The following is an 18,638-nucleotide window of genomic DNA, read 5'->3' on the forward strand; positions in this document are numbered from 1 at the left end:
ACCACGGAAGAAATCCTTTCGTCTCTGAAGGCGAAAGGATTTTTTATTAAACGGAGAATCAGGAGGGGATAAGAATGGAGCTATTCCGGAGAATCAAGCGGGATATCCAGGTTGTTTTTGAGCGGGACCCCGCAGCAAGAAGCATTCTGGAGGTTATCCTCTGTTATCCGGGTTTCCATGCCATCCTGTTGCATAGAATTGCTCACTGGTTTTACAAGCGGGGGTTGGTGCTGCTCCCCAGGCTGATCTCCCAATTAAACAGGGCCTTAACGGGTATTGAGATCCATCCGGGAGCGAAGATTGGGGAGGGTTTGTTTATCGATCACGGAATGGGAGTGGTGATCGGTGAGACTGCGGAGATCGGTGATAATGTGACCATCTACCAGGGGGTCACCCTGGGAGGCACCGGCAAGGAGAAGGGAAAGCGCCATCCGACAGTCGGAAATAATGTGGTGATCAGCGCCGGCGCCAAGGTGTTGGGTTCGCTGGTGATCGGCAATAACGTCAAGATCGGCGCCGGCTCCGTGGTACTCAAGGATGTGCCGGACAACTGCACCGTTGTGGGAGTACCCGGCAAGATAGTGAAGCGCGACGGGCGCAGGATACGGGAAGCAGGGGAGGAAGGTATCGACCTCAGGCACAATCAACTCCCCGATCCCATCGGTGAGATGCTCCTCTCCCTGCAGCGGAGGGTATTGCAGCTGGAAGGCAGGATTGCGGAACTGGAGGCTGAATGCAGTGGCTCTAATGGTGTACAACACATTGTCTAGGAGAAAAGAGGAGTTTGTCCCGGGAGTGAACCAGGTCAGGATGTATGTCTGCGGCCCCACCACCTACAACTTCATCCACCTGGGAAATGCCCGTGCCCTGGTGGTTTTCGACACCATCAGGCGTTACCTGGAGTATAAGGGCTATAGAGTCAAGTATGTCCAAAACTTCACCGATATCGACGACAAGATCATCAATAGGGCGCGGGAAGAAAACACCAGCGCCCGGGAGCTTGCCGAAAAGTACATCGGGGAATACTTCCGGGATGCCGACGCCTTAAGGGTGAAGCGGGCCACCGTTCACCCCCGGGCGAGCGAGCACATACCGGAGATGATCGACATGGTCAGGGTCCTTTGCGAGAAAGGGATCGCCTATGAGTACGGTGGGGATGTCTATTTCTCCGTGCGCTCTTTTCCAGGGTACGGCAAGCTTTCGGGGCGAACCCTGGAGGAGATGCTGGCCGGGGCGCGGGTGGAAGTGGATGAACGCAAGCGCGATCCCCTGGATTTTGTGCTTTGGAAGGCGGCCAAACCGGGGGAGCCTTTTTGGGAGAGTCCGTGGGGCGCGGGGCGGCCGGGATGGCACCTGGAGTGTTCGGTGATGTCCCTTAAGTATCTGGGATTTGGTTTCGACATTCACGGTGGGGGGAGCGACCTCATCTTCCCCCACCATGAAAATGAGATCGCCCAGGCCGAGGCCTATGCCGGTTCTGAGCCTTTTGCCCGCTATTGGGTCCACAACGGATTTGTTACCGTGGACGAGGAAAAGATGTCCAAGTCCCTGGGCAACTTCTTTCTCGTCAGGGGGCTTTTACAAGAGTGGGCTCCCGAGATCCTGCGCTTCTTTCTCCTATCCACACATTATCGCAGCCCGCTGGACTTCAACGACGCTGCACTGAAAAATGCTCGCAAGAGCTTTAACAGGCTGGGGAACACCCTCGATCTCCTTAACGATACCGTTGGGGATGGGCAAGGAAAAAAGACGGCTGGAAGACTGGCGCGGGAGGCAGAGGCCTTCCGCAGCCGGGTGGCGGATTGTGTGGCTCAATTTGAAGAGGCCATGGATGACGACTTCAACACCGCCCTGGCCCTGGCCGCCCTCTTCAATATGGGGCGGGAGATCAACGGCTTTATCAACGGCGACCAGTTTCAGCCGACGCCGGGGGTGCTCTACCTGCTGGCGCAGATCAGGGAGTATTACCTGAACCTCCTGGATGTGCTCGGGCTGGTGCCGGGGGAGAAGAGGGAGCTGGGAGAGGAATACCGCCAACCCCTTATCAGGATTGCCCTTTCCCTTAAGGACGAAGCGGGCGGCCGGCTTCCGGACAGGCTTCCCGACGGCCCCCGGGAGCTGCTCGAGCTGCTGCTGAAGATCCGCCGGGAGGCCCGGCAGCAGAAGAATTACCAATTGTCCGACGCCCTGCGCGATGCCTTGAGGGAAGAGGGGATCATTATCGAAGATACCCCCCGTGGCACGCGCTGGCGGCTGGTATAGGAAAGGATGTTGATGGATATGAAAGTGGAACTCATAGCCTATACTCCCGAGCCGGAGGCTACGGTGGCCGCAGCGGCGCGGCTCTGCTACTCCTCCCGGGGTGCCGTCGGCTTGAAGGAGGCGCTGACCGATGCCGAAGCGGCTTCCCTGATCAAAAGGCTGATCTCAATGGGGCACCTTTCCCCAACGGAGCACGCCAGCTTTACCTTTGCCATCGAAGGGGTGAGCAGGGCGCTGTCGCACCAGCTGGTACGCCACAGGATCGCCTCCTATTCCCAGAAGTCGCAGCGCTATGTGGACGAGAATAATTTTTCCTACATCGTTCCACCCTCTATCGCCGCCCAACCGGACGCCCTGGAGCTATACCGAAAGGCGATGGAGGAGTTGCGGGAGGCCTACCGGAAGCTGGCCGGGGTTGTTCCCAGAGAGGACGCCCGTTACCTGCTTCCCAATGCAGCCGAGACGAAGCTGGTCTGCACCATGAACGCCCGCTCCCTTTACAACTTTTTTCGCCTGCGCTGCTGCCGTCGCGCCCAGTGGGAGATCAGGGAGCTGGCCTTGAAGATGCGGGAGGAGGTGCGGCGGGTGGCGCCGGTTCTCTTTGCCCTCGCCGGCCCGTCCTGCGAAACCGAGGGGATTTGCTGGGAAGGAGAATTCTCCTGCGGCAGGGCACGGGAGGTGCGTAGCAGGGGGGTGGCGGCCGATGGAGGAGATGATCTGGGGGCGTAATCCCGTTCTGGAGGCCTTGAAGGCGGGCCGCCCTCTTAACAAAATAGTCGTCGCCCGGGGCAGTCGCGGCAGCATCGGTGAGATCCTCACTCGCGCCCGGGAGGAGGGGATCCCCGTGCAGTTCGTAATGCGCTCCGTTATCGACCGCCTGGCGGAAGGCAAGAACCACCAGGGTGTTGCCGCTTTTCTGAGCCCCAAGGAGTACACTACCGTAGAAAGCATCATCCAGCAGGCTGCGCTGCGAAGGGAGGATCCGCTTGTTGCCGTCCTCGTCGGATGGGAGGACCCCCAGAACCTGGGGGCGCTGATCCGCAGCGCCGAGGCGGCCGGGGCGCACGGTGTGATTATACAAAAGCGCCGGGCGGCCCCTCTCACTGGCGCCGTGGCCAAAGCATCGGCGGGCGCTCTGGCCCATCTCCCCGTGAGCAGAGTGGCCAACCTCTCCCGCACCCTCCGCGACCTGAAGGAGGTGGGGCTGTGGGTGGCCGGCGCCGATGCGGCCGGGGAACTCCCCTATTATGAGGCTGACCTGGCAGGGCCCCTCGCCCTGGTGATCGGTGGGGAAGGAAAGGGCCTGGGGCACCTGGCGGATGATTGCGATTTTTTGGTACGGATCCCGATGGCCGGAAAAACCGGGTCGCTTAACGCTGCAGTGGCGGGTTCCATTCTTCTCTTTGAAGCGATGCGCCAGCGGGCCCTGCGGTCGGCCGGGACGGAGTGAGTGCGGGAGAGGGTTAACAGTTGGACGGTATCTTGCTTGTGGACGGTTACAATGTTATCAGCTCCTGGCCTGAATTTAAGGACTTAAAAGAGGCCGAGCTGGCTCATGCGCGCGACCGGCTGATCGCCATCTTGAGCGAATTCCGTGCCTTCTGCGGGATGCGGGTGATCGTTGTCTTCGATGCCCATCAGGTAAAGGGCGGCACTGAGCAATGTGAGCAGTGTCAGGGGATTGAGGTGGTCTACACCAAGGAGGGAGAGACGGCCGACAACTGGATCGAGAAGTTCGCTGCCCGCCAGCGCCGAGAGGGGACACCGGGAAAGCCGCCTCTCTTCGTTGTTACCTATGACTGGTTGGAGCAAAGGATTATTTCTGCGCAGGGCGCCTACCGGATCACCCCAGAAGAGCTGCGGCGTGAGATCCAGAGGGCCAAAGAAGAGGGAAAAGGTTTTTTTCAGGAAGCGTGTGATCGGATTCCCCTCGACTACCGCCTCCCGGACTCCGCAAAAAAGCTGTTTGAAAACTGGCGCAGGCGCAAAACCCCCGGCTGAAGGCTGTTCCGGCGCCGCAAGATTCCAGTGGACAAACAGATCTGGGATTGCCACCAGAACCAGCAAGGGCGACAATATCACAAAACTGCAGCCGCTGAAGCGGTTGACTTGGGACGGGTTTTTATCGTATAATTTCTTGTGTGTGCGGACAAGCCGAGATTCTTCAAGCCTTCGGAAAATCCCTGTTGAATTGAGAATCATGAATCTACCTTTTTGTGCCTCCGAATCAATTGCTGAAGAGATAAGTGAGAGAGGTGTGCCTAATGTGTGTTTTTGGGCTTGAAAGCACCGCGGTGGAATTTAGCATTTCGACTTTGTAAAAAACATGTTACTCCTTTAGGAGAACTGTTGCAGCAGCGTAGTTTTTACCCCTAAAATCTCCTGGGAGGCGATGTTGTTAATGTCTACCCTCGCGCGGCAAGAGGCAAGTGAAGCTTTTCAATGTATGTCTGATGAGGACATTGTGGAGCTGGCCAAAGATGGTCGCGACGTCGCACTTGAGCACCTGATCAACAAGTACAAGAATTTTGTAAGGGCTAAAGCGAGGTCTTATTTCCTAATAGGTGCGGACCGCGAGGATATTATTCAAGAGGGGATGATCGGGCTTTTTAAGGCGATTCGGGATTTCCGGGGTGACAAGCTCTCTTCGTTTAGGGCATTTGCGGAATTGTGCATCACGAGACAGATAATCACCGCTATTAAGACGGCAACATGCCAGAAGCATATACCGCTTAATTCTTATATTTCTTTGAATAAGCCGATCTATGATGAGGATTCCGACCGTACCCTGATGGATGTGATCTCCGGCTCCAAGATCAGCGATCCGGAGGAGCTGATCATCAGCCAGGAGGAGTTCGACGATATTGAAGGAAAGATGCGGGAGATCCTGAGTTCCCTGGAATGGAAGGTTCTCATGTCCTACCTGGAGGGCAAATCGTACCAGGAGATGGCGATGGATTTAAACAGGCATGTCAAGTCTATCGACAATGCCCTGCAGAGGGTAAAGCGCAAACTGGAGCGCTATCTGGAAAAGCGTGAACATTAAAGAATCTTGATCTTCTGAGATTTCCCTTGTATAATATGTAGTGTCTAAAGGAGATATCTGAAAAGCGGGCCGACGTAGCTCAACTGGCAGAGCGGCTGACTTGTAATCAGCAGGTTTAGGGGTTCAAGTCCCCTCGTCGGCTCCAGGGAGAAAAGATGTGGAGAGGTACCCGAGTGGTCAAAGGGAGCAGACTGTAAATCTGCCGGCGCAGCCTTCGCAGGTTCGAATCCTGCCCTCTCCACCATATCGCGGGGTAGAGCAGCTGGTAGCTCGTCGGGCTCATAACCCGAAGGTTGCCGGTTCGAATCCGGTCCCCGCAACCACGCCCACATAGCTCAGCGGGTAGAGCGTCGCCTTGGTAAGGCGGAGGTCACCGGTTCAAGCCCGGTTGTGGGCTCCAGGAGAAATTAAGCCCTGCAAGGAAAGAGCAGGGCTTAATTTATTTTGCGTTCGGATGCTGCCGGCGGCCGGACGCTTGTTGGATTCCTTGGGGGAAATCGGTTGCAACAGGGATGCCCGCGCATCATTGCCAAGTGGGCCAGCATTAACAATTAAAACCATTCTGCATAAATTATATTATCAGTTCGGCTCAGAATTGCATGAGAGGGGGGAGTCAGGTGAGCTGGAAAAGAGATAACAACAATGATCAGGAATGCAATTGCTGCATCAGGATAGAAGAGAGTTTTGTCTTGATAGTCTGCGGCGAACTGGATCCTAATCAGTTAAGGGAGAACTTGAAAACCTTTATCGAAATGCGCGACAACAAGGTTATGGCAAACGTGAAGGACGAATAAAGGAAAGACGGGGCCCCCCGGATTCCCGGGGGGCTTTGCCCCTTTGGTTTTAATGTAGTAAGCCCTGCCGTCAATCTCGACTTTGGCGAAGTTCATCCTTTCACCTGCACCCCCGCTGGTCAGCGCCATACGGTGTCGCATCTATCTATCGGTTTAGGTGTTGCTGCCTGCAGGGATGGCCACCGGGTCCGCTTTTATAGCGCCCCGGCTCTCGCAACAGAGTTGTTTTTTCACTTCTTTAACAACTGAGTGGTATGAACCCCGTATTCCGATGATAGCTGTGAGAGGGTTTTCTCCTCTTTGAGAATCTCCAGTACGCTCTTGCTTTTGAATTCCGGCGAATATTATTTGCGAACAAACATTTGGTTCTAAAAAACCCTTTCTCGCTGTCTAAAATCTTGGGTCCGTTATATGGCGAAGAACCATTTTTTTATTAAATTTTTTTGTTGACAGGAGGAAAACGAGATTTTTTGTCGAAAGCGTTCAACATAAACATTGGAATAAGTTGCTAAAGAGGGAGAGGAGTGTTTTTAACTACAGTGCTGGCACAGAAATTGCAATCAATCAATCAATCAATCAATCAATCAATCAATCAATCAATCAATCCCTGTTGATAACAAACTTGGAGTAGATTTTTATAGAGGTTTGTTTTGTTTTCTTAAGGGTACAATTCCAGGAGTGACTCCTGAGATTCCTGGTGTTGTGCCTTTTTGTATTTTCTGATGATTTCAAGTTGATCAATGACATTTACGGTTACTGCGTGGGAGACGCAGTGTGTGCAGAGTAGTGGCTGCTACGGACAGGGCTAATATTTAGGGAGCCGGCGCGTGCTGGTGAGTACGGCAAAGGTTTTGTTGTGGTGGCAGACGAGGTATGGAGCAGCAGACGAAGGCTATTGACGAGAGCCGCCGAACTGTTCACGATCGAGCAGGACATGAAGGCGGTAAACGCTGGAGCACAGGAGATAGTTGATAATTCCGCCCAGATTGCTGCTGCTCTAGATCAGGCGCGCAAAGGAGTGGAACAGATTGCTACGGCTGCTCAAGAAGCTGCTTCAGCCTCAGAAGAAGCTGCTGCTGCGGCACGCCAGCAGGCTGCGGGCGCAGGAGAACTTGAGCGTGCGATTGAAGAGATAGCGGCGATGGCTGACGAACTGCAGCAGTTGTAGGAGGGGGCCCTGATGTCAGACGAAAAGAGGCAACTGGTTTGCTTTTATCTTGGTAAAGAGAAATACGGTGTTAACATTGATTTTGTGCAGGAGATCATCAGGATGCCTGTGCTCATGAAGGCTCCCCTCACACCTCCCCACATCGAAGGGTTGGCCAACCTGAGGGGCACGATCCTGACGGTAGTCAACGGTAGGGTTCGCTTTGGGATCGAGCGTCGTGAATTTGACGAATCCAACCGGGTCATCGTCCTCGACTATCAGGGAAAGAGACTTGGCTTTATTGTTGACCGTGTTTCCGATGTAGTCACTGTTTCTGAAGAGGACATCGAAAAGAAAGAAACAGGTCGCGGCGAATTTGTTGAAGGTGTGGCGAAGGTCACCGAAGAAGGCTCACTTGTCCTCATCGTCAATGTGGAGAAGCTTTTCCCGAGGGTAGCGAGGAAGTCTGCTGCAGCGGCAAGTCACCGCACTTTTGCTGCTGATGATAATGGGAAAACAAAGGAGCAAGAAGAAGAGAGCCAGCTTGTCAGCTTTCGGGTAGGCAAAGAAGAATTTGCTCTTGAAATTGTCGATGTGCAGGAGATCGTTTATCTTCCGGAAGAGATCAGCCAGGTTCCTGGTGCGCCTTACTACTGTGAGGGGCTTGCTTCATTGAGGGGTAAGCTACTTCCCATTATCCGTTTAGGGAGCATCCTTGGGACTGGGGAAGAAGAATTTGACGAGCGGGCTCGGGTGGTGGTGGTCAACATTGTTAGGGGAGGCAGGCGGCTCACAGCCGGGCTTGCTGTAGACGGTGTTTCTGAGGTGCTGCGTGTGCCCAAGAGGTTTATCGAGCCTGTTCCGGCGCTTTTAAGGACGCGAGAGGCGGAGTTTCTTGCTGGAATTTGCAACATTGACAGCAGTAGGCTGGTGCACGTTCTCGATGCAGGTAAACTGTTCAGCGATGCAGACTACGAAGCCTTGCTTTACGAGCAAGGGGATGAGGAAGAAGATAAGGGCACTTTGGATCTCAGGGATGAAGAGGAGCAGTATGTCACCTTTCAGCTTGACGCTCAAGAGTATGGAGCACCGATCTCTCAGGTTCAGGAGATCATCAGGGTTCCCCAGATATTTGCAGTTCCCCGGGCTCCGGAGTTTGTGGACGGGGTCATCAACATCAGGGGTGAGATTGTCCCTGTAGTTGACCTCAGGAAGCGGTTTGGTCTGGAAGAGCGGGGACTTAGTGAAGTGAACAGGATCATTGTTGTTGACCTTGGGAATGCGAGGACAGGGTTGATTGTTGACGCAGTGCGCGAGGTTCTGGGTCTTTCGCGGGGTGATATCGAGCAGGTCTCTGAAGTTTTTGTTGAGTCAGGCAAGGCCAGCTTTTTGAGCGGGATCGGCAAGGTGCATCAGGGTGAGCGGATCCTGATCCTGCTCGATCTTTTGCGGCTGCTCAGCAGAGAAGAAAGAGATGAGTTGAAGCATTTCAGCAGCGAAGTCGAACAAGAGAGTAGGGAGGAACTCACCGGGCCTGGACAGTTCAGCGGTGAAGCTGGCGAGGAAGTCGAAGAAGGGAGTGAGCCGGGGCCATCTACTGATGAAGAAGACCAGGGTCCTGGTTGTTGATGATTCGGCACTGATGCGCAAGTATATCAAGCGGATCTTGGAAGAGGACCCTCGCCTTGAGGTAGTCGATGCTGCAAGAGACGGGGAGTTAGGGCAGCGGCGCGGGCCAATATCGAGAGATCCCTTCTGTGGAGGTAACCATTCGGAGCCTTCGGCAGTTTGCGAGTGATGATCAGATTATCGGGGTCATGCTCACCGGGATGGGTGATGACGGAGTAGAGGAGATGGTCGAGATCAAAAGAGGAGGCGGCTACACGATCGCCGAGTCTGAGGAGACCGCAGTTGTTGGGGGGATGCCCCGCAAGCTCGCGAAGCGTGGTGGTGCAGACGTTTTAGCACCGGCTTATGAGATTCCAGAACTGATCTTTGACGCTGTGGAGGGAAGAAGCCTTGGAAGAACTCAGCCGTCTGATTGAATTGCTCAACAGTGAGGACGAGCTGGAGAGGCTGCGTGCGGCAGAAGAATTAGGTGACCACACTTCATCAGAGGCTGTTTTATCGCTGGTATCCTGTCTTGAAAAAGACGAGAGCCGTTTTGTCCAGGAAGCCTGTGTAGCTTCTCTCTGCCGGATCGGCACAGAAGAGGTGGCTGAAGAAGTAGCGAAACTTTTGCGGAGCAGTAATCCTTATGTCCGCAACGCTGCTTCAGAGATCCTCCAGCTTCTGGGGGACAGAGCAGAGCGTGTGATTGAGCTTCTCCTTCGGGATCCTGCCCCTGATGTACGTGCACTTGCAGTGAGGGTTGTGGGAGAAGGGCTGTTTTCTAGTGCTTCTGCGTTGCTTCGTTCGGTTGTGCTAAATGACCCGGACGTAAACGTAGTTGCCAGTGCTGCCGAGTATTTAGGTGAAATTGGCGGTTCTCGTGAAGACCAGGATGCGCTCAATGCGGCGCGGGCGCGCTTTTCGGATCCTTTCCTTGAGTTTGCCGTAGAAACTGCAGTCCGGAAGATGGAGGAGTAGAAGTTGGTGAACAGGCCTTTTTTTTCGATCTTCGGTGAAGAGTTTGCCCGGCTTACAGATTACATCTACCGCAGGACGGGTATCTTTTACGATGAGAACAAGCGCTACTATGTGGAAAAGCGCGTCTTCGACCGGATGAAGGCTACGGGCCACGAAAAATTCCGGGACTACTTCCTCTACCTTCGCTGCGATGCTTCTGGGGAAGAGTTTCAGAGGCTGGTGAATGCGCTTACAGTAAACGAGACTTACTTTTTCAGGGAGTACGACCAGTTGAAGTGTTTTGCGGAAGAGGCGCTCCTGGAAATGCTTAAGGATAAGGGTGGCAGACAGCGGGTGGATTTATTTTCCTTGGGCACTCCGAATCGATGAGCAGGATCGCTCCCATATTTCGAATCCGCAAGTTTAAGAACGCCATTATTTATCAGAAGTGAGGGGGAGTGCAGTGGGAAAGAAGATCCTTGTTATTGATGATTCTTCGACGGTGCGCAGTTACTACCGGAAGCTTCTCGAAGCCAACGGTTTTATCGTAACCGAAGCGCTCAACGCCTATGAAGGCATTGAAAAGGCCTTAGAAGAAGAATTCGACCTTTACCTTGTGGACATCAACATGCCTAAGGGTACCGGTGTCGACTTTCTCAGGGAAGTTCGGTCTAATCCAGAGTTGGTTGCCGTACCTGCTGCCGTTATTTCCGCTGAAAGAGAAGAAAAAGACGTGGAGTTGAGCCTTTCTGCTGGGGCGAACGTTCATTTCGCTAAGCCTTTGAAGCCGGAGACCTTGCTGGAAATCGGCCGGATTCTGACTGGGGAGGTCGCAACAAGTGGATGATGTCTTAGGCGATCTTGTGGAGGGATTTCACGAAGAAGCCAGCGAACTGCTGGAGGACTTGACCGACCTGATTCTTGCCTTAGAGGAGGATCCGGGGAACAAGGAAGCTGCTGAGGAACTTTTCCGGAAGGCGCACACATTAAAGGGTGCTGCTGGTCTTGTTGGGGCGTCTCGAGTCTCTGAGGTGACCCACATCCTTGAGGAAGTGTTGGAGGATATAGCTGCCGGGAAAAAGGTTTTCAGGGCCGAGGTTGCCGACCTTTTGCTTCAGGGTTTTGACTATGTGAAGGAGCTGGTGGAGACCTTTGCTGCTGGAAAAACGGCAGATGAAGAGAAGCATAAGCACCTCCTGGAGGCGCTTTTAACCTTGAAGGAAGGTGAGAAAAGTTCGGATGGTGGGCAAACCAGTTCTCCGGACAGTATCGGTAACGATTTTTTGCTAAAGCTTGCACCTCAGGCCTGGGCGAAAATTCTCGATGTTTTGGAAGAAGAAAAGAAGAGCGTTTACCAAGTCGTTTTGAAGTTTGACCCAGAGCTTTTCTTTACTGGCCAGGATCCCTTACTTATCATCGATGACTTTCTCAAGGCCGGGGATGTGATCGAGTTTGTTTGCCACGCAGAAGAGTTACCCCCTCTGGATGAAATCGAACCTGAGCGGATCTACACTTGGTTTGAAATTTACTTAGGAGCCCCGTCTGGTGTGCTCTCTGAGTTGGAAGATTTTGTTGAGTTTCTCGACCCCCAACTCAACTTTGTGCTCATTCGGGAACCGAATTACGAAAGCCTTTTGTCTTCCCTTAGCCTGGACGCGACAGTGTGCCGGGATCTGAGAAATGTGGCCGGATCTCGTCTTGGTAACATCAAAAAACTCTTGACTGCAATCCACCGCGTCTTGGTTCTGAGACCCGGTGCTGAAGAAACACCGGCTCTTTCCAACCTAGCCGCTCTCTTGAAGGAAGAGTGTCTCGAGACGGCTTTGGAGACGCACGGTCATGAGAGGCTTCGGTGCGTAGTATTTGCCCTGTGTGTTTTTGCCTGGATGCTTTCGGGGTGTGTCAGCTCTGGGCTGGACGGCGAGTCGGAAAAGAACGTGGAGGAGACCTTGAAAGATCTGTGTCGGAGTTTAGAGCTTCTGCTTGGAGAGCAGGCCGAGGGCAAGGATTTCTCCGGGGAAGCCAAGCCAAAAGACAGCTTTCCGAAAGAAAGAAAAAAAGTTTTGAAAGAGATCCTGCGCCAGCAAAAGATTTATCTTGCTTTGAACCGGAGTAGCAAAGATCGCTTTGGGCCTTCATTGTTCCGGGTGATTTCCTGCATTGCCTTGGCCCTCGGCTGTAGTGATGTAGCAGAGCGTGTTCAGCTTTTTTCGGACCTTGAGTGGGATGCGTGCCTGGATGTATTGAACCACTTGGAAGCCCTGGTGGGTGGTGAAGAAGAAGGAGAGGCCCGGGCGGCTGCTGAACCCGGCAGTTCTTCGAGCGCCGTGATCCAAGCCCCGGTTCAGGCTCACCAGCCTAAGGGCCGGGCCAAGAAGTACCTTCGAATTGAGGAAAGTCGTGTTGAGAAGCTTTTCGAGTTGGCAGGAGAATTGGTGGTTGCCAAGAACAGTCTACCGTATCTGGTGCGCAAGCTTGAGCTTCACTGGGGGATTCCCGATGCGGCCAGGGAACTGAAAGAAAGGTATCAGGCACTTGAGCAGATCAGTCGTGAGCTGCAGGATTTAGCGATGGAATTCCGGCTTCTTCCTGTATCGCAGATATTTCAGCGGTTCCCGCGTTTTGTGCGTGATGTCAGTAGGAGCTTAGGCAAGCAGGTGCGGCTGGTTATCGAAGGGGAGGAGACACATTTTGACAAGACGGTGCTGGAGAAGATCTACGAGCCCTTGGTTCACCTTGTGCGCAACTCTTTGGATCACGGTATTGAGCCCTCGGAGGAGAGGGTCCGTCTTGGGAAGGAAGCGGAAGGGAGGCTTGTGCTGCGGGCTGGTCGTGAAGGGCACTTTGTGTTCATTGAAGTGTCAGATGACGGGAGGGGAATCGATCCTGGGCGCATCAGAGATGCTGCTGTAGAAAAGGGATTGCTCAGCGAGCAGGCAGCAAGTCAGCTTTCCGATGACGAGGTCGTCCAGCTTATCTTTCACCCTGGTTTCTCGACTGCGAAAAAAGCAAATGAGCTTTCTGGCCGCGGAGTCGGGATGGATGTTGTCAAAGACGTGGCCGAGCAGTTAGGGGGCAGTGTGCAGCTCAGCAACTCTCCTGGTTCTGGGTTGACAGTGCGTTTGACTTTTCCTCTCACTTTGGCGACGACCAAGGTTTTAGTTGTTCGGGCTGGTGGTGGAATTTATGGGCTTCCCCTTGAAGGTGTTGAAGAAGTTCTCCGGGTTCAGACCGATCAGTTCCAGCTTCTTGGTGGAAAAGAAGCGGTTTACCTTCGGGGCAGAACGGTTCCTGTGGTTCGGCTGAGGGAGTTGTTAGGGCTGACGGGAGATTCTTCTGGGGAATTTAGCTATGTTGTAGTCTTGAAAGTTGGGGTAGGTCTTGTGGTCGATGATTTTGAAAACGAGCTTGACGTACTTTTGAAGCCGCTTCCGGGGGAGCTTGGAGGTGTGAATCTTTATGCGGGGGGTTCACTCCTTCCCGACGGTAGCATTCTGCTTGTGCTCAACCCTGAAGAATTGCTGGCAGGGGGGGGAACTAGTTCATGCCTGTTGTTAGAAGCGGAGACACTTTAGTTTTCACTGGCAGCCTCACTGTGGAGGATGCTGGGGAAGTAAAACAAAAGTTGCAGGAGTTGAAGGGGGCAACGGAGCCGCGCCTCGATCTGAGCGGGCTCGAGCGCTTCGACTTCAGCATCGCCCAGCTTCTTTTGGCTTTTGTTCGGGAGGTCAAGCTGATTGGTTTTATTCCTCCTTCTGATACCAGGTTGAGCAACATCTTGAGGTTTCTCGGAGTGTGTTAGGTGTTGGATTATCTGGCGGGCTTCATTTCAGGATTGGTCCTCGGAACTGCAGCAGTTTCGCTTGTTTTCCGGAAAAAGAAACCTTTGCAAGAACCCCCTCCACCAACCCCGATTCCGCAGATTGAGGAATCAGCGAAGGAACAGATGGACACGAGAATGCTGGAAGAATTCTTCTTGACGGTAAGAAATGTGGCTGACATTGTGGAAAAAGTGCTGGAAGAAACGCGGGTAGAGATAAGAAAAAGTACTGAGAAGTGGATAGAAGCAGTTGAACAAATGGTAGGAAGCTCTCGTGAAGGAATTGCTCAACTGAAGACAACCATTGCAGCAATTGTTTCTCGTGAGGAGGAAAAAACCGAGGATCTTTTAGAAAGAAGCCGAGATTCTGCTTCTCAGATCGTAGATACCAGCAGGGCTGCTGTCAGAAGGTTTACAGAGTGCAGTGAACAGTTTCTGGGGATAATCCAGGAGCTTCAGGAGAGCCGTTTCCGGGACTTCAAGCTGCAGATTGAGGGTGTTCTTCGACAGTCGAATATCCTCGCTTTGAACGCCGGTATTGAGGCTGCGCGGTTGGGAGCAGCAGGACGCGGCTTGGGGGTCATTGCTGGGGAGATTCAAAAATTAAACAAAATGGTTGATGAATCCCTTGATGCCATTGGGGATTTGGTGGATTCGTTGGAGTCGCAGCTGCTGGAGTTTTCCAAGACCCTTGAGGTGGTTGCTCAGGATTCGGTTAAGGCGATCGAGTATGGTGAGAGGGTGCTGGAGGCCAGTCTTGCTGAGCTCGACCGCAAGGTTGACAGCATTGCTTCTGCTCTTTCTGGGGTTGGTGGGAGGCTGGACGAGGTTGCTGGAAACCTGGGAGCAGTTGTTGAAGTGTTCCAGTATCAGGACATAGTTTCTCAGAAGCTGGGGAACATGCAGGGGGTTGTTAGGGAGTTGAGCGAGGTGCTCGATAAAGCGGTAACTTCGCTTTCCAGAAGCGAATTTGCAAACGTGCGGGAAGAACTCCTTAGTCGGATTCAGAAGCTCTACACGACCCAGAGTGAGCGGAGGCACCACGAGGATGCGACAGGTCAAAAGTGTGTTGACGAAAAGCGGGTAGGTCAGGTTATTTCCGAACTTGGAGAGAATGTCGAGCTTTTTTGAGTAGGGGTTGAAGCAAGAGAGGGAGGTGGCTTCGTGAGCAGGCGAGTGCTGGCAGTTGACGATTCAGCCACAGTGAGGTCAAGCCTCAAGCTCGTCTTGCAGGAAGCGGGTTGCGATTTGGTTTTAGCTGCGGATGGTGAAGAAGCTCTGAACAAGATAAAAAGGTCAAAAGAGAAGTTTCACCTGATCATTACCGACCTGAACATGCCGAAGATGAACGGGATCGAGCTGATCAAAGCGGTGCGTTCACTGCCGGATTACCGTTTCGTTCCGATCCTGATGTTGACGACCGAGTCCCAAGCTGACAAGAAACTGGAGGGGAAGAAGGCAGGAGCTACCGGCTGGATCGTCAAGCCGTTTACTCCCGAGCAACTCATCGGGGTGATTCAAAAGGTTCTAAGATAGCAAGGAATCCAAACATATGTTGGGCTCTTAAATTTTTAAAAGAACTGTCTTGACAATAGGGCCACCTCTGCGGCTCCGACAGAGGAACGAAAAAAGGTTTTATCCTTTAAGCTCTAAAGATAAAGAGCAAGTTAAACTTTCTCCTGCCCAAAGGATTTCTGATTTGTTGAATTACCAACGGCAGGAATAATGCCAAACTTTGTCCAATTATAATATTATTTGGCGTTAAACTCCACCAGGAAAGCCCGTCCGCTCAAGGATGAGAATTTTAAATAATGCATATTACCGAGAGCCTAGAGGGGGTAATCATAATGCTATATAATACCAGATATCACAGAATAACCCATGGGGGGGGGGGGGCATTATTTGACAACCAAACCAATTTTCAGAAAAAATGTATAATCATCTCCATCCGTGTGTTTTTACCTCCATGAGTTTCAGGCCTTCCTCGTAATTTCCTGATTTCCCCTGGAAACCGAAGAGGTTTTTTCATTTGAGGTTATTTCTTGACCGTTGAATTTAAAAAATTAAAAGAAAGCCGGCGGGTGACCCTGCAGAGGGTTTCACAGCCACGGCATTGCCTCGCCTGATAGGCTTTATCTCTGCTTTCGCCGCAGTTGGCCCGTGCTCCGGCGAACATGGGGTATGCGGCTTGCTGTAGCATGAAATAAGGGATGGTCCGATGGTAAAAAACTGGTAGTTTTCGATCTGGCGGGCGAACTTTACGGCGTGGACATATTCGACGTCCGGGAAATAGTCGGGGATACGCCAGTTACCAGAATACCAGGGCACATTAACCCATGTGTGGGAAGGAGTAATGCTCACCTCAACGGACATCTTCCGAGAAAATGCTTTCTAAGATTCTAAGAAAGGGGGAAAAATCGCTCCGCCGAGCAGGAGCGACCGGTGGTATGAAGGAAAAACTTATGGGAAGCTTGCAAGTGAGGATGACTGTTTTGTTCGGGCTGGTTGTTCTAATCGGGTGCCTTGTCCTGTCGTTGATGAGTGAGAGGCGCACAGAGCAAGCTCTGGAAATAGAGGCTAAGGACGCCATGCTCAAAGTGGCTAAGCAGGCCGCTGAGACCCAGGACAGCAGGATCCAGGCGCGGCTTTGCCTGGTGAAAAGCGTTGCCGCCCAAGATGTTATCCGCGGCAGGTGGGGTGAACGCGAAGCAAAACTGGATGAAAAAATGGCAGCCCTTCGCAGCGAAATGCAAACTGCAGCTGAACTCGGCTTCAAACAGTTCGGCATTGCCGACAGGGATGGGAACACATTCTTTTCCGACGGCGGCAAGGCCAACATCGCCGATCGGGAATACTTTAAGATTGCCCTTAGTGGAGAGACTGCCGTCTCCAGCACGATCGTCAGCAGAGATGATGATTCCGTAGTATTCGCCTATGCAGCACCGATACGCCACTATGCCACCAACGAGATAACCGGTGTACTGGTCGGTCTGGTGGACGCCACCATGTTCAGCAACTTGGTGGCCGACGTTACTTACGCCCGTACCGGTTATGCCTTTGCTGTTGACGGCAACGGCAAGACCATTGCCCATAAGGACATTGAGAGGGTATTGTCCCAGGAAAACCTGATTGAGCAGGCGGGGTCCGACAATTCTCTCCTGGCAGAGGCAGTCTCAAGGATGGCGAGGGGGGAGGAAGGGGTCAGCACATATACATTCCAGGGTCAGGAAAGGATCATGGCCTATGCACCGGTTAAAAGTACCGGCTGGTCACTGGCGGTCACCGCCCCTGCAGCCGAGGTGCTGGAAGAAGTGTCCAGCCTTAAGCATTCACTGCTGACTTTATCTGTGGTAATAATAATCATTGCTCTCTTGCTGACTTACGTAATGGCAAGAACCATTGCCACTCCTCTGATCGTGGTAGAGAAACATCTGGGGCACATAGCGGGTGGTGACTTCACGCAGCTTGTGCCGGAGAAGTTTCTCAATATGAAGGACGAGATAGGGAAGCTGGCCCGGGCGGTGGATGGGATACAGGCCGGCATCAGGCCGCTTTTATCGGACCTCAAAGATAGCGCCAAAATCCTGTCCGGCAATTCAGAAAATCTAAGCGCTGCCTCAGAAGAGATCGCCTCCTCCTCCAGTGAAGCGGCCAAAGCCATTGAGCAGGTGGCTGCAGGTGCCTCAGAACAGGCGGAGCATCTGCAGGAGATCCTCAAGCTTACAGAAAACATAGCCCATCATCTGGAGAACGTAGAAAACGAACTCGGCAACGTCAAGGACGGCAGCGAAGAGGCCTCCAGGCTGGCCGGAGTGGGCAAGAAAGAGTTGGACGTTCTTATCGCCTCCATCAACGGCGTGCATGAAGCCTTCAAAGGTGTCGTCGAGAAGCTGACCGTCTTAAGCAACTCCGTCAATCAGGTCGGTGAAATACTGGAAGTGATCAACAGTATAGCCGACCAGACGAATCTCCTGGCCTTGAACGCCGCCATTGAAGCGGCGCGTGCCGGGGAAGCCGGCCGCGGTTTCGCCGTTGTGGCGGAGGAGGTCCGTAAGCTGGCCGAAGAATCCCGCGCTTCTTCAGAAAAGATCAAGGGCCTGCTGGGCACCATTGCGGCTGAGACAAATGAAGTGGTGAACACGTCGGAGAGCGTCGACAAACAGGTTGTCGAGCAATTGGAGAGTGTGAACAACACGGTCAGGTCCTTTGATGATATCCTGGCTTCGGTTGCGGCAATAATGCCGAAGATCGAAGAAACTTACCGCCATATGGACTTGACCCTCAGGGCCAAGGACACGATACTGGATCGAGTTCAGAGCATCAGTGCGGTATCAGAGGAGACATCGGCTTCGGCCCAGCAGATATCGGCCTCGGCTGAAGAACTGTCGGCTTCCACCGAAGAGATAGCGGCTAACGCCCAGGAAGTATTAAAAGTGGCCAAAAACCTGGAAGAGCAGGTGGAGCGCTTTAAGATATGAGAATAGAATCGCAATTTTTTCGGGTGAATGGCCGTTAAATCACCGAAGTGCCCATGATTCTGGGGTCGGTCAGCAGTCTCCCTCCTGGATTTGGTGAGGGTGAATTTTGCCTCGTTGCCCTTTTTTGACTGCTGTGATAATATTATCAATCCTGTTGTTGCGGTGGTAAGAGAAGCGGGATGGAAGCGGCTACAAAAAAATTTTTTCTAGCCTGGCAGGAGAATTGTTTGGGCACGGCAAAATAAATAAATAAAAAGGAATAAATCCATATCCGGACAGGTGGCCTTTAGCAATAAAGGCTGAAAAGGGAAACCGGTGCGAATCCGGTGCGATCGCGTCACTGTGAGGGGAAGCCCCCCTGCAAGGTGCCACTGTCCGACACTTGATATCCCGCGGAGGGCCGGAGCCGGCTCAAGAAGGCATCCGCTCCCGACTGCAGAAGGGGATATTGGGTGCTGGATGGGAAGGCGCAGGGTGGGAATGCACCCGAGCCAGGAAACCTGCCTGTACCGGGGACACCGAT

General features: G+C 53.0%; 19 protein-coding genes, 4 tRNA genes, 1 riboswitch and 1 other annotated feature (1 of these 25 only partly in view). All 23 genes read left to right on the top strand.

The window, feature by feature from the left end; translation table 11 throughout:
• Positions 1–29, top strand: a binding site (T-box leader) (it extends 197 nt beyond the left edge of the window).
• Positions 30–74: 45 nt separating this feature from the next.
• The 23 genes from cysE to TPH_RS02600 all read left to right on the top strand — a co-directional run bounded on the left by cysE (position 75) and on the right by TPH_RS02600 (position 18,115).
• Positions 75–770 carry a serine O-acetyltransferase gene (cysE, locus tag TPH_RS02500; protein ID WP_015049652.1) on the top strand — a complete coding sequence of 232 codons (696 nt, stop codon included), beginning with the start codon at positions 75–77 and terminating at the stop codon, positions 768–770.
• Positions 748–2,262 (top strand): cysteine--tRNA ligase, encoded by a 1,515-nt coding sequence (gene cysS / locus TPH_RS02505; RefSeq protein WP_037999581.1) that lies wholly within the window; start codon positions 748–750, stop codon positions 2,260–2,262. The genes cysE and cysS overlap by 23 nt, the downstream gene beginning before the upstream one ends.
• Before the next feature lie 18 nt (positions 2,263–2,280).
• Positions 2,281–2,991, top strand: a complete 711-nt coding sequence (gene thyX, locus TPH_RS02510) for an FAD-dependent thymidylate synthase (RefSeq protein WP_037999579.1) — start codon at positions 2,281–2,283, stop codon at positions 2,989–2,991.
• Positions 2,966–3,712: a 23S rRNA (guanosine(2251)-2'-O)-methyltransferase RlmB gene (rlmB, locus tag TPH_RS02515; RefSeq protein WP_015049655.1), complete on the top strand. Its 747-nt coding sequence runs from the start codon at positions 2,966–2,968 to the stop codon at positions 3,710–3,712. The genes thyX and rlmB overlap by 26 nt, the downstream gene beginning before the upstream one ends.
• Before the next feature lie 20 nt (positions 3,713–3,732).
• A complete protein-coding gene (locus TPH_RS02520) occupies positions 3,733–4,263 on the top strand; it encodes an NYN domain-containing protein (RefSeq protein WP_015049656.1) in 531 nt (176 codons plus the stop codon).
• 400 nt (positions 4,264–4,663) lie between these two features.
• Entirely contained in the window at positions 4,664–5,308 is a 645-nt protein-coding gene (gene sigH, locus TPH_RS02525) for an RNA polymerase sporulation sigma factor SigH (RefSeq protein WP_015049657.1), read from the top strand.
• 68 nt (positions 5,309–5,376) lie between these two features.
• Positions 5,377–5,453, top strand: a tRNA-Thr gene (locus TPH_RS02530).
• Between the two features lie 14 nt (positions 5,454–5,467).
• Positions 5,468–5,552: transfer RNA gene (locus TPH_RS02535), tRNA-Tyr, on the top strand.
• Between the two features lie 3 nt (positions 5,553–5,555).
• A tRNA-Met gene (locus tag TPH_RS02540) sits at positions 5,556–5,631 on the top strand.
• 1 nt (position 5,632) lies between these two features.
• A tRNA-Thr gene (locus tag TPH_RS02545) sits at positions 5,633–5,708 on the top strand.
• A 217-nt stretch (positions 5,709–5,925) separates the two neighbouring features.
• Positions 5,926–6,102: a hypothetical protein gene (locus TPH_RS15325; RefSeq protein WP_015049658.1), complete on the top strand. Its 177-nt coding sequence runs from the start codon at positions 5,926–5,928 to the stop codon at positions 6,100–6,102.
• Between the two features lie 808 nt (positions 6,103–6,910).
• Positions 6,911–7,270, top strand: a complete 360-nt coding sequence (locus TPH_RS02550; RefSeq protein WP_269077491.1) for a methyl-accepting chemotaxis protein — start codon at positions 6,911–6,913, stop codon at positions 7,268–7,270.
• A gap of 12 nt (positions 7,271–7,282) precedes the next feature.
• A complete protein-coding gene (locus tag TPH_RS02555) occupies positions 7,283–8,878 on the top strand; it encodes a chemotaxis protein CheW (RefSeq protein WP_015049660.1) in 1,596 nt (531 codons plus the stop codon).
• A gap of 128 nt (positions 8,879–9,006) precedes the next feature.
• Positions 9,007–9,294, top strand: a complete 288-nt coding sequence (locus TPH_RS02560; RefSeq protein ID WP_015049661.1) for a chemotaxis protein CheB — start codon at positions 9,007–9,009, stop codon at positions 9,292–9,294.
• Positions 9,269–9,838 carry a HEAT repeat domain-containing protein gene (locus TPH_RS02565; RefSeq protein ID WP_015049662.1) on the top strand — a complete coding sequence of 190 codons (570 nt, stop codon included), beginning with the start codon at positions 9,269–9,271 and terminating at the stop codon, positions 9,836–9,838. The genes TPH_RS02560 and TPH_RS02565 overlap by 26 nt, the downstream gene beginning before the upstream one ends.
• A 6-nt stretch (positions 9,839–9,844) precedes the next feature.
• Positions 9,845–10,207, top strand: a complete 363-nt coding sequence (locus TPH_RS02570) for a protein-glutamate O-methyltransferase CheR (RefSeq protein ID WP_201764481.1) — start codon at positions 9,845–9,847, stop codon at positions 10,205–10,207.
• Positions 10,208–10,280: 73 nt separating this feature from the next.
• Positions 10,281–10,664: a response regulator gene (locus TPH_RS02575; RefSeq protein ID WP_015049664.1), complete on the top strand. Its 384-nt coding sequence runs from the start codon at positions 10,281–10,283 to the stop codon at positions 10,662–10,664.
• On the top strand, positions 10,657–13,392 hold the full coding sequence (locus tag TPH_RS02580; protein ID WP_015049665.1) for a chemotaxis protein CheA: 2,736 nt from the start codon (positions 10,657–10,659) through the stop codon (positions 13,390–13,392). Before TPH_RS02575 ends, TPH_RS02580 begins: the two co-directional genes overlap by 8 nt.
• A complete protein-coding gene (locus TPH_RS02585; RefSeq protein ID WP_015049666.1) occupies positions 13,362–13,619 on the top strand; it encodes an STAS domain-containing protein in 258 nt (85 codons plus the stop codon). The genes TPH_RS02580 and TPH_RS02585 overlap by 31 nt, the downstream gene beginning before the upstream one ends.
• A gap of 144 nt (positions 13,620–13,763) precedes the next feature.
• Complete coding sequence (locus TPH_RS02590) at positions 13,764–14,768, top strand: methyl-accepting chemotaxis protein (RefSeq protein WP_148275824.1); 1,005 nt, start codon at positions 13,764–13,766, stop codon at positions 14,766–14,768.
• A 33-nt stretch (positions 14,769–14,801) separates the two neighbouring features.
• Positions 14,802–15,173 carry a response regulator gene (locus TPH_RS02595; RefSeq protein ID WP_015049668.1) on the top strand — a complete coding sequence of 124 codons (372 nt, stop codon included), beginning with the start codon at positions 14,802–14,804 and terminating at the stop codon, positions 15,171–15,173.
• A gap of 693 nt (positions 15,174–15,866) precedes the next feature.
• Entirely contained in the window at positions 15,867–16,040 is a 174-nt protein-coding gene (locus tag TPH_RS14615) for a chemotaxis protein CheW (RefSeq protein WP_081578577.1), read from the top strand.
• A gap of 44 nt (positions 16,041–16,084) precedes the next feature.
• Positions 16,085–18,115 carry a methyl-accepting chemotaxis protein gene (locus TPH_RS02600; RefSeq protein WP_015049669.1) on the top strand — a complete coding sequence of 677 codons (2,031 nt, stop codon included), beginning with the start codon at positions 16,085–16,087 and terminating at the stop codon, positions 18,113–18,115.
• A gap of 260 nt (positions 18,116–18,375) precedes the next feature.
• A riboswitch (cobalamin riboswitch) is annotated at positions 18,376–18,637 on the top strand.
• Position 18,638: the final 1 nt, after the last annotated feature.

Source organism: Thermacetogenium phaeum DSM 12270, assembly GCF_000305935.1.
GTDB lineage: Bacteria > Bacillota > DSM-12270 > Thermacetogeniales > Thermacetogeniaceae > Thermacetogenium > Thermacetogenium phaeum.